The organism is Bradyrhizobium sp. CCBAU 11357 (assembly GCF_028128865.1).
Taxonomy (GTDB): domain Bacteria; phylum Pseudomonadota; class Alphaproteobacteria; order Rhizobiales; family Xanthobacteraceae; genus Bradyrhizobium.
In genome coordinates, this window is the sequence record NZ_LBJW01000109.1 from 333,231 (window position 1) to 342,990 (window position 9,760).

The 9,760-nt window shown below is 63.3% G+C and carries 9 protein-coding genes; 5 read left to right on the top strand and 4 right to left on the bottom strand.

Going from position 1 to position 9,760, the window contains the following annotated elements; translation table 11 throughout:
* Window positions 1-10: 10 nt before the first annotated feature.
* From XI05_RS30070 to XI05_RS30085, 4 genes are all read right to left on the bottom strand, one after another.
* Complete coding sequence (locus tag XI05_RS30070; RefSeq protein WP_271508512.1) at window positions 11-937, bottom strand: carbohydrate ABC transporter permease; 927 nt, start codon at window positions 935-937, stop codon at window positions 11-13.
* Window positions 930-1,847 (bottom strand): carbohydrate ABC transporter permease, encoded by a 918-nt coding sequence (locus tag XI05_RS30075; protein WP_442869331.1) that lies wholly within the window; start codon window positions 1,845-1,847, stop codon window positions 930-932. Before XI05_RS30075 ends, XI05_RS30070 begins: the two co-directional genes overlap by 8 nt.
* A 100-nt stretch (window positions 1,848-1,947) precedes the next feature.
* Window positions 1,948-3,267 (bottom strand): ABC transporter substrate-binding protein, encoded by a 1,320-nt coding sequence (locus XI05_RS30080; protein WP_271508517.1) that lies wholly within the window; start codon window positions 3,265-3,267, stop codon window positions 1,948-1,950.
* Between the two features lie 53 nt (window positions 3,268-3,320).
* On the bottom strand, window positions 3,321-4,388 hold the full coding sequence (locus tag XI05_RS30085) for an ABC transporter ATP-binding protein (RefSeq protein WP_271508520.1): 1,068 nt from the start codon (window positions 4,386-4,388) through the stop codon (window positions 3,321-3,323).
* Window positions 4,389-4,589: 201 nt separating this feature from the next.
* On the opposite strand from XI05_RS30085, the gene XI05_RS30090 reads away from it, so the two are divergent.
* From XI05_RS30090 to XI05_RS30110, 5 genes are all read left to right on the top strand, one after another.
* Complete coding sequence (locus XI05_RS30090) at window positions 4,590-5,690, top strand: LacI family DNA-binding transcriptional regulator (protein WP_271508523.1); 1,101 nt, start codon at window positions 4,590-4,592, stop codon at window positions 5,688-5,690.
* A gap of 123 nt (window positions 5,691-5,813) precedes the next feature.
* The gene (locus XI05_RS30095; RefSeq protein ID WP_271508525.1) at window positions 5,814-7,643 is read left to right on the top strand and encodes an IlvD/Edd family dehydratase; all 1,830 of its coding nucleotides are present in this window, start codon (window positions 5,814-5,816) and stop codon (window positions 7,641-7,643) included.
* A gap of 131 nt (window positions 7,644-7,774) precedes the next feature.
* A complete protein-coding gene (locus tag XI05_RS30100) occupies window positions 7,775-8,506 on the top strand; it encodes an SDR family oxidoreductase (RefSeq protein WP_271508527.1) in 732 nt (243 codons plus the stop codon).
* Window positions 8,507-8,523: 17 nt separating this feature from the next.
* A complete protein-coding gene (locus tag XI05_RS30105) occupies window positions 8,524-9,270 on the top strand; it encodes an SDR family NAD(P)-dependent oxidoreductase (protein ID WP_271508529.1) in 747 nt (248 codons plus the stop codon).
* Between the two features lie 7 nt (window positions 9,271-9,277).
* Window positions 9,278-9,670: a GFA family protein gene (locus tag XI05_RS30110; protein WP_212257441.1), complete on the top strand. Its 393-nt coding sequence runs from the start codon at window positions 9,278-9,280 to the stop codon at window positions 9,668-9,670.
* The last annotated feature ends 90 nt before the right edge of the window (window positions 9,671-9,760 follow it).

Here is a 9,760-nt window from a genome sequence, read left to right on the forward strand (position 1 = left end):
GGCCCCGCGATCATTCCTTCACGGCGCCGGTCATGGCCGACACATAATGCTCCACGAAGAAGGCGTAAAGGATCACGAGCGGCAGCGAGCCGGCCAGTGCGCCCGCCATCAGCGAGCCCCAGCGGTAGATGTCGCCGTCCACGAACTCGTTGACGATCGCGACCGGCACCGTCTTGTTGCTGGTCGATTGCAGGAACGTCAGGGCGTAGATGAACTCGTTCCAGCACAGCGTGAAGCAGAAGATGAAGGCCGAGATCAGGCCGGGAATCGCCAGCGGCACGACGATCTTGGTCAGGATCTGCCAGCGGCTCGCCCCGTCGATCAGCGCGCATTCCTCGAGCTCGAACGGGATGGTCTTGAAATAGCCCATCAGCAGCCAGGTCGAGAACGGGATCAGGATGGTCGGATAGGTCAGGATCAGCGCCAGCGGCGAATCGAACAGGCCGTACTGGAACACGACTGTCGCGAGCGGAATGAACAGGATCGACGGTGGCACCAGATAAGCGAGGAAGATCAGGCCGCCGACAAGATTGGCGCCCTTGTAACGCAAGCGCACGATGGCGTAGGCCGCGAACACCGAGGCGATGATCGAGAGCACCGTGGCGCAGACCGCCACATACATCGTGTTCCAGAGCCAGTACGGATAGTAGCTCTCGAACAGCAGCTTGTGGAAGTGCTTGAAGGTCGGATTCCAGGTCCAGAACGGATTGTACTTGTCGAGATCGAGCAGCTGCTCGTCGGGCTTCACCGAGGTCAGCGCCATCCAGTAGAACGGGAACAGCAGGACGACGACGATGATCGTGAGCGGCAGGTACAGCGTCACGAGCCTGCGCGGCACCGACTGCAGATAGCTCATGCCCTCGCTGTGATCGGCCGTAGGCGCCGAGCCCGACAGCACATTCTTGAGATCGATGGATCTGGTGGGCAGGTCAGTCATTGCTCTCTCCCTGCTGCCACTTGCGACGCTGCAGGCCGAACCACGACACCATGATCGCGGCGAGCAGGAACGGAATCATGGCGCTGGAGATCGCGGCGCCCTCGCCCAGCTGCCCAGCGATGATCGCGCGCTGATAGGACAGCGTCGCCATCAGATGGGTGGCGTTGACCGGGCCGCCACGCGTCATCGCCCAGATCAGCTGGAAGTCCGTAAAGGTGAACAGCACCGAGAAGGTCATCACGACGGCGATGATCGGCGTCAGCAGCGGATAGGTGATGTAGCGGAAATTCTGCCAGCGCGTGGCGCCGTCGAGCGTTGCGGCTTCATAGAGCGACGGCGACACCGTCTGCAGGCCGGCCAGGAGCGTGATCGCCACGAACGGCACGCCGCGCCAGATATTGGCGAAGATCACGCAAATGCGCGCCCAGGTCGTGTCGCCGAGGAAGTTGATGTTCTGGTTGATCAGGCCGAGATGCTTCAGCGACCAGGAGATGATTGAGAATTGCGAGTCGAAGATCCACCAGAACGCGAGCGCCGAGAGCACGGTCGGCACGATGAAGGGAATCAGGACCATCGCGCGCAGCATCGCCTTGAACGGCATGTTCTCGTTCAAGAGCAGCGCGAGATAGAGCCCGATGCCGAATTTGATGGCACTGGCGACGAAGGTGTAGAGCAGCGTGTTGAACACCGACAGCCAGAAGATGGAATCGTCCCACAGCCACTCGTAGTTCTCGGTGGCGACGAAGTGCCCGACCCTGCCGATGCGCGTGTCGGTGAAGGACAGCCAGATGCCGAGCCCGAGCGGATAGGCCAGGAAGAAGATCAGGAAGGCCATGGCCGGCACCATGAACCAGAAGCCGAGCCAGTTGCGATTGTGTTTGAGCTGGACCCAGGCGCTGTCCTCGCTCATCTGAGGCTTGGCCCGGGGAATTGCGACATCAGCCATGCCCGATATCCCTGATCGAAATGTTGATGAGCGGGCGGCCCAAGAGCCGCCCGCCCCGTGACCGTCAGCGATAGATGCGCTTCAGCTGGCGCTCGGCTTCCGCCATCGCGCCCTTCGTATCCTTGGCGCCGGTGCAGTAATTGGCGAACATGTCGACGACGATGAAATCGGCGATCGCGGTCGCCGCCTTCTCACCGACGGTGCCAATGCCGGACGCCGGCAGCGTGCGCTTGGAGGCCTGCGAGTACACGGCGTTCTTGGGATCGGCCGTCCAGACCGACGCCGATTCATAGGCGTTCAAGGTCTGCTGCAGATAGCCTTGCGCGCCATCCAGCCACTTCTCGTAGTTCTCCTTCTCCAGCATGAAGGCGACGAAGGCCTTCGCCGCGTTCGGATATTTGGTGAAGTTGAAGGCGAGGATCGGCAGCGTAAGCTGCAGCTCGGTCGGCTTGCCGACCGGTCCGACCGGGTGCAGCGCGTGATAGGTATCTTCCGCCAGTTCCTTCTTGGTAGGATCGGTCTTGGCGGCAACATAGATCGAAATGCCGTTGAGGGTGCAATAGAGTTCACCGGCCAGGTACGCCTTATTATTGGATGAGTCGTTCCAGGAAGGCGTGCCTGGGATGAAAGTCTCGTAAAGCGCTTTGCAATACTCTAGCGCCTTTGCGGTCTCGGGCGAATTGATGCTGACCTGATCCTTCTCATTGACAGTCCACGCATTGTGGCCCCAGAGGATCCAGTGCAGCCAGCCGTTGGCATCGCCGCTCGCGTGTCCGAGGGCAAAGCCGGCCGGCGTGTTGTTCGCCTTGAGCGCTTTGCACATCTCCAGGAAGCTTGGGAAATCTTTCGGGAATTCCTTGAAGCCCGCTTTGTCCGTCGCCGACTTCCGGTAGGTCATATAGCCGCCGTTGGTCGCGACAGGGATGCCCAGCCAGTCTTCGCCAAGCTTGCAGGTCTTTGCTGCAGCGTCCGTCCAGCCGCCATATTTCTTGCCGAGATAGTCGGCGACGTCGTTCATTTTCAGGACTTTGGTCGGGAACAGCTGCGGCAACGTGTGCAGGCCCCAGGCGACGTCGAGGCCGGAGCCCGTGTTGGCTGCAACGGATGCCTTCGGCTGCACGTCCTCGAAGGATTCGCTGAACACGTTCATCTCGGTACCGGTCGCGGCCTTGAACGCCGCCACCATCGCGTTGAACGCATCGTCCTCCGCCGGGACGAAGCGCTTCCAGCGCATCACGGTCAGCTTGGCACCGGGCTCGGCCTTCCAGGGCGCGCTCTGCGCCCAGGCCTTGGCGAAGTCGAACAGTGCCGGCCCCGTCAGCATGCCGGATGCAGCCAGAGCCGTGCCGCCTTGAAGCAGAGACCGGCGAGTAAAGTCTTGCATGATGTCCTCCCTGTGATGCTTTTTTGTTGTCTTATGCCTTGTCGTCTAATGCGCTAGGCGTTCATGCGTTTTCCCGTCGCATCGTCGAACAGATGGACCAGCGACGGATCGGGCTTCAGCCGCACCTTGTCGCCCGGATTGAACTGGTGACGCTCGCGGAAGACCGCGACGACCTGCTCGCCGCCGACCTTGGCGAACACCTGCGTTTCCGAGCCGGTCGGCTCGACGACGATGATCTCGGCCTCGGCACCGTCATCGGCGATGGTGAAGTGCTCCGGCCGCACGCCGTAGACCGCCGGACGGCCGTCGGAGCCGGCCGGCGCGGTCTTGAGCGGCAGCTTGACGCCGTTCGGCCCTTCGAAGGTCGCAACGCCGTTGACGCGCACATGGCCTTTCAGGAAGTTCATCGCGGGCGAGCCGATGAAGCCGGCGACGAACTGGTTGTCGGGCTTGTCGTAGAGCTCGAGCGGCGTGCCCATCTGCTCGACGATGCCGTCATGCATGACGACGATCTTGTCGGCCATGGTCATGGCCTCGATCTGGTCGTGGGTGACGTAGACCGTCGTCGTCTTGAGGCGCTGATGCAGCTCCTTGATCTCGGTGCGCATGGCGACGCGCAACTTGGCGTCGAGGTTCGACAACGGCTCGTCGAACAGGAAGACCTGCGGATCGCGCACGATGGCGCGGCCCATCGCGACGCGCTGGCGCTGGCCGCCGGAGAGCTGGCGCGGATAGCGGTCGAGCAGCGGCGACAGCGCGAGGATCTCGGCGGCGCGCTTGACGCGCTTGTTGATCTCGTCCGAGCTGGCATTTCGCAGCTTGAGCGAGAAGCCCATGTTGTCGGCGACCGTCATGTGCGGATAGAGCGCGTAGTTCTGGAAGACCATCGCAATGTCCCGCTCCTTGGGCTGGACATTGTTGACGACGCGGTCGCCGATCGAGATCGTGCCGGAGGTGATGTTCTCGAGGCCTGCGAGCATGCGCAGAAGCGTCGACTTGCCGCAGCCGGAGGGGCCGACCAGGACGACGAACTGACCGTCCTCGATCGGAATCGTGACGCCGTGCAGGACTTCAAAATTGCCGAACGATTTCCGCACGTCGCGGATTTGCACAGACGACATCTAGCTCCCTCCTCGAAAGTCCACGACGCCTCTCGCGCCGTGACCGTCTTGTTTTTCGGACTTCACCGAACGAAGCCCGAGCTTAGCGGGCGACATTGTCGGTAGTTTGTGCGGTTTTGGCAATTTGTCTTTGGTTAGTCGTTGCTGGTAGCGCTGTCAACGTTCCTTTGTTTGCGGGACCGACTGTGTTATGAGCAGCAAATGGGTCGAAAACGCACCAAGTCAGGCAAAATCCGGCTGGCCGAAGTGGCCGAGCTCGCCGGCGTCAGCCCGATCACCGCGTCGCGCTTTTTCCGCAATCCGGAGGCCCTGTCGGTCGCCAAGCGGACGCGGGTCGAGAGCGCCGCCAAGGAGCTCGGCTATGTGCCCAATCTTGCCGCACGCGCCCTCGCCTCGCAACGCACCGAGGTCATCGGTGTCTTGATCCCATCGCTCACCAATAACGTGTTCTCGGACGTGCTGCGCGGCATCTACGACTCCTCCGAAGGCAGCCGCTACTCGATCCAATTGTCCAACACGCGCTACAGCATTCTCCAGGAAGAGAAGTTGCTGCGTCTGTTCCTGGCGCAGAAGCCGGCCGGGCTGATCGTCACCGGCATCGATCAGACGACGGAGTCCCGCGCGATGCTTCAAGCCGCGGACTGCCCGATCGTGCAGATCATGGAGATCGGCCCGGACCCCGTCGACATGATGATCGGCTTTTCACACTATGATGCGGCCCGCGCGGCGATCGCGCACCTGTTCGAGCAAGGTCACCGCAAGGTCGGCTTCGTTGGCGCGCGGATGGATCCCAGGGTGCAGCGGCGGCTGGACGGATATGTCTCGGCCATGAAGGACGCCGGATTGTTCGACCAGCGCCTGGTGGTCACGACGGCGACACCGACCTCGGTGACGCTCGGCGGCGCCCTGTTCACCGATCTGCTGGCGCGCGAGCCCGACATCGACGCGGTATTCTGCGCCAATGACGACCTCGCGCTCGGTGTGCTGTTCGAATGCCGGCGCCGGGAGATCGCAGTGCCCGGGCAGATCGCGATCGTCGGCTTCAACGACCTCGAATTCATGGCCTCCGCCGTCCCCACCCTCACCAGCGTCCGCACCAATCGCTACGAGATGGGGAAGACGGCCGCCACCATGCTGATCAACGCGATCGAAGGCCGGCGCCCGGAGCAGCCGGTGCTCGATCTCGGCTTCAAGGTGATCGAGCGGCAAAGCTCGTCGGCGCGGCGTTCGGACAGCAGGCCACCCGTATCAGGCGGGGCTGCGGCGAACATAATGGTAGCGTTACCAAGCAGCCACGACTAGTATCGGAATCGTGAGGAAACGACCCGCCAGCGGGAAGGCAGATCCATCGCGCGCGCCGTTGGGCACCGCACATGCCGCCACCATGAGACGGACGCCAGTGCGTTTGCATTGCAGGAGAAACCAATGACAAAGAAACCAACCAACGGGCACGCCGCCGGCAGTAACGGTACCCGCCGCCATCTTCGCTCGCAGGAATGGTTCAACAACCCGCACAATCCGGGCATGACCGCGCTCTATATGGAGCGCTATTTGAACTTCGGCCTCACCCGCGCCGAGCTGCAATCCGGCAAGCCGATCATCGGCATCGCCCAGACCGGCAACGACCTGTCTCCCTGCAACCGCCATCATCTCGAGCTCGCGCACCGCGTTCGCGAAGGCATCCGCGAGGCCGGCGGCATTGCGATGGAATTCCCCACCCATCCGATCCAGGAGACCGGCAAGCGCCCGACTGCGGCGCTCGACCGCAACCTCGCTTATCTCGGCCTGGTCGAGATCCTCTACGGCTATCCACTCGACGGCGTGGTGCTGACCACCGGCTGCGACAAGACCACGCCGGCCTGCATGATGGCGGCGGCGACGGTCAACCTGCCCGCGATCGTGCTGTCGGGCGGCCCGATGCTGAACGGCTGGCACAATGGCGAGCGGACCGGCTCCGGCACCATCGTCTGGAAATCGCGCGAGCGGCTCGCGGCGGGCGAGATCGACTATGAAGAATTCATGGAGATCGTGGCCTCCTCGGCGCCCTCGGTCGGCCATTGCAACACCATGGGCACGGCCTCGACCATGAACGGGCTCGCCGAAGCGCTCGGCTTCTCGCTGCCGGGCTGCGCGGCGATCCCGGCCCCCTATCGCGAGCGCGGCCAGATCGCCTACGAGACCGGAAAACGCATCGTCGAGATGGTCTGGGAGGACCTGAAGCCCTCGGACATCCTAACCCGCAAGGCGTTCGAGAATTGCATCGTGATCAATTCGGCGATCGGCGGCTCGACCAACGCGCCGATCCACATCAACGCCCTCGCCCGCCACATCGGCGTCGAGCTGTCGATCGACGACTGGCAGAAGTTCGGCCACGACGTGCCGCTCCTGGTCAACATGCAGCCGGCCGGCTTCTATCTCGGTGAGGAATTCCACCGTGCCGGTGGCGTGCCTGCCGTGGTGCGCGAACTGATGAAGCACAAGCGCATCCATGAGGACGCGATCACTGTCAACGGCCGCGGCATCGGCGAGAACTGCAAGAACGCGCCCGCACCCGACAACGACGTGATCTGGGCTTACGACAAGCCGCTGGTGAAGGACGCCGGCTTCCTGGTGCTGAAGGGCAATCTGTTCGATTCCGCGATCATGAAGACCAGCGTGATCTCCAAGGAATTCCGCGACCGCTACCTCAGCAATCCGAAGGACCTCAATGCTTTCGAGGGCCGCGCCATCGTGTTCGAGGGCCCGGAAGATTACCACGAGCGGATCGACGATCCCTCGCTCCACATCGACGAGCGCTGCGTGCTGTTCATCCGCGGCACCGGCCCGATCGGCTACCCCGGTGGCGCCGAGGTCGTGAACATGCAGCCGCCGGCGGCGCTGATCAAACGCGGTATCCTGTCCCTGCCCTGCATCGGCGATGGCCGCCAGTCCGGCACCTCGGGCTCGCCCTCGATCCTCAACGCCTCGCCGGAAGCCGCCGCCAATGGCGGGCTTGCGATCCTCAAGAGCGGTGACAAGGTCCGCATCGACCTCAACAAGGGCAGCGCCAACATCCTGATCTCGGACGAGGAGCTGAAGAAGCGCCACACCGAGCTCAAGGCCAGCGGCGGCTTCAAGCATCCGCCGAACCAGACGCCGTGGCAGGAGATCTACCGGAACACCGTCGGCCAGCAATCGACCGGCGCCTGCATGGAGCTCGCCACGCGCTACCAGAACGTCGCCGGCACGTTCGGCGTGGCGCGGGACAATCACTGACAGCCCCACGTCATTGCGAGCGAAGCGAAGCAATCCAGTCTGCCTCCGCGGAGAGCCCCTGGATTGCTTCGTCGCAAGAGCTCCTCGCAATGACAAACTAACAAACAGATCTTGGTGAGGAGAACAAGAACATGGCAGATCGCCTCAAGGGAAAGCGCGCCGTCGTCACGGCTGCCGCGGCTGGCATCGGACGCGCCTGCGCCGTCGCATTCGCGCGTGAAGGCGCAACCGTCATCGCCACCGACATCAACGAGGCCGGCATCGCTGGCTTGACCAAGGAAGGCATCGCCGAGGTCGCCAAGCTCGACGTCCGCAATACCGCCGACGTCAACGCCTTTGCCAAGCGCATCGGCAAGATCGACATCCTGCTCAACGCCGCCGGCTTCGTGCATCACGGCACCATCCTGGAGTGCTCGGAAGAGGATTTCGACTTCTCGTTCGACCTCAACGTCAAGTCGATGCACCGGACCATCAAAGCCTTCCTGCCCGACATGATCGCGGGCGGCGGCGGCAGCATCGTCAACATCTCGTCCTGCGCTGCCTTGCGGCCGCCGGCGAACCGCTACGTCTACAGCTCGTCGAAGGCGGCAGTGTCGCTGCTGTCCCGCGCAGTCGCGCTCGACTTCATCACCAAGGGCATCCGTTGCAACTCGATCTGCCCCGGCACCGTCGAGACGCCCTCGATGCTCGACCGCGCCGCCGCGCAGGGCCCGCAGGGCAAGGAGATGTTCATCTCCCGCCAGAAGATGGGCCGGCTCGGCACCGCCGAGGAGATCGCGGCGATGGCGGTCTATCTCGGCAGCGACGAGAGCGCCTTCACCACCGGCGTCGACCTCGTCGTCGACGGCGGCTACATGCTCTGACGCCAGAGGCCTTCGGCATGAACAAGATCGATCTCAACGGCCGCATCGCCATCGTCACCGGCGGTGCGCAGGGCTTTGGCCGCGCCATTGCCGAGCGCTTCGTCGCCTCCGGCGCCAAAGTCGCGATCTGGGACTTCGACGCCGCGCTGGCGGAGAAGACCGCAAAGGAGATCGGCGGCGAGACAAAAGTCTTCAAGGTCGACGTCACCGACACGGCCGCCGTCGAGCAGGCACGCGATGCGACGCTCAAGGCCTTCGGCAAGATCGACATCCTGGTCAACAATGCCGGCATCGCCGGGGTCAACAAGCCGGTCTGGGAGACCGACCTCGAGGAATGGCGCAAGGTGCTACGCATCAACCTCGACGGCCCCTTCATCGTCAGCAAGGCGATCGTGCCCGCAATGCTCAAGCAGAAATACGGGCGGATCGTGAACATCGCCTCGATCGCCGGCAAGGAAGGCAATCCGAACGCCGCGCATTATTCGGCCTCCAAGGCCGGCCTGATCGCGTTGACGAAGTCGCTCGGCAAGGAGCTCGCCGCCCACGACATCCTCGTCAACGCGGTAACCCCTGCGGCGGCGAAGACCGCGATCTTCGACCAGATGACGCAGCAGCATATCGACTTCATGCTGTCGAAGATCCCGAAGGCACGCTTCGTCCTCGTGGAAGAACTCGCCGCGATGGTGGCCTGGCTCGCATCCGAGGATTGCGCCTTCTCGACCGGCGCTGTGTTCGACATCTCGGGCGGGCGCGCAACCTATTGAGGACATCATGATCCGGGAAGGTGGATGCCTGTGCGGCGCGGTGCGGTTCAAGGCGGAGGGCGAGCCGCTGAACGTCCGCATCTGCCATTGCCGCATCTGCCAGAAGGCGATGGGCTCGCCCTACTTCGCGCGCGCGCAGTTCGACCAGCGTGCGCTCAGCGTCGAGGGCGAGACCGCACGCTACGCCTCGTCCGCAAACATCGACCGCGTGTTCTGCAAGCAGTGCGGCACGCGGCTCTTTGCCTGGCGCCGCAACGGCACGCTGGCGGGCGTGGCGCTGGCCACTTTCGACGATCGCAACGCCTTCGCCCCGACCGAGCACATCTGGGTCAGCGAGAAGCTCGCCTGGGTGAAGCTCGACGACGGCTTGACTCAATACGAGACGACAATTCCGGCGTGAGGTCAGGCGCTCGGGGCCGAACCTGCAGACCCCCTCGTCATCGCAATCTGCATCCTGCCAATGCCTCGGCTACTCCGAGAAGCGCCGGCT

Bases quoted from the DNA above. Each gene is read 5' to 3' on its own strand.
- XI05_RS30080 (WP_271508517.1), bottom strand. From the start codon at position 3,267: ATGCAAGACTTTACTCGCCGGTCTCTGCTTCAAGGCGGCACGGCTCTG.
- XI05_RS30105 (WP_271508529.1), top strand. From the start codon at position 8,524: ATGAACAAGATCGATCTCAACGGCCGCATCGCCATCGTCACCGGCGGT.
- XI05_RS30075 (WP_442869331.1), bottom strand. From the start codon at position 1,847: ATGAGCGAGGACAGCGCCTGGGTCCAGCTCAAACACAATCGCAACTGG.
- XI05_RS30070 (WP_271508512.1), bottom strand. From the start codon at position 937: ATGACTGACCTGCCCACCAGATCCATCGATCTCAAGAATGTGCTGTCG.
- XI05_RS30110 (WP_212257441.1), top strand. From the start codon at position 9,278: ATGATCCGGGAAGGTGGATGCCTGTGCGGCGCGGTGCGGTTCAAGGCG.
- XI05_RS30095 (WP_271508525.1), top strand. From the start codon at position 5,814: ATGACAAAGAAACCAACCAACGGGCACGCCGCCGGCAGTAACGGTACC.
- XI05_RS30100 (WP_271508527.1), top strand. From the start codon at position 7,775: ATGGCAGATCGCCTCAAGGGAAAGCGCGCCGTCGTCACGGCTGCCGCG.
- XI05_RS30085 (WP_271508520.1), bottom strand. From the start codon at position 4,388: ATGTCGTCTGTGCAAATCCGCGACGTGCGGAAATCGTTCGGCAATTTT.
- XI05_RS30090 (WP_271508523.1), top strand. From the start codon at position 4,590: ATGGGTCGAAAACGCACCAAGTCAGGCAAAATCCGGCTGGCCGAAGTG.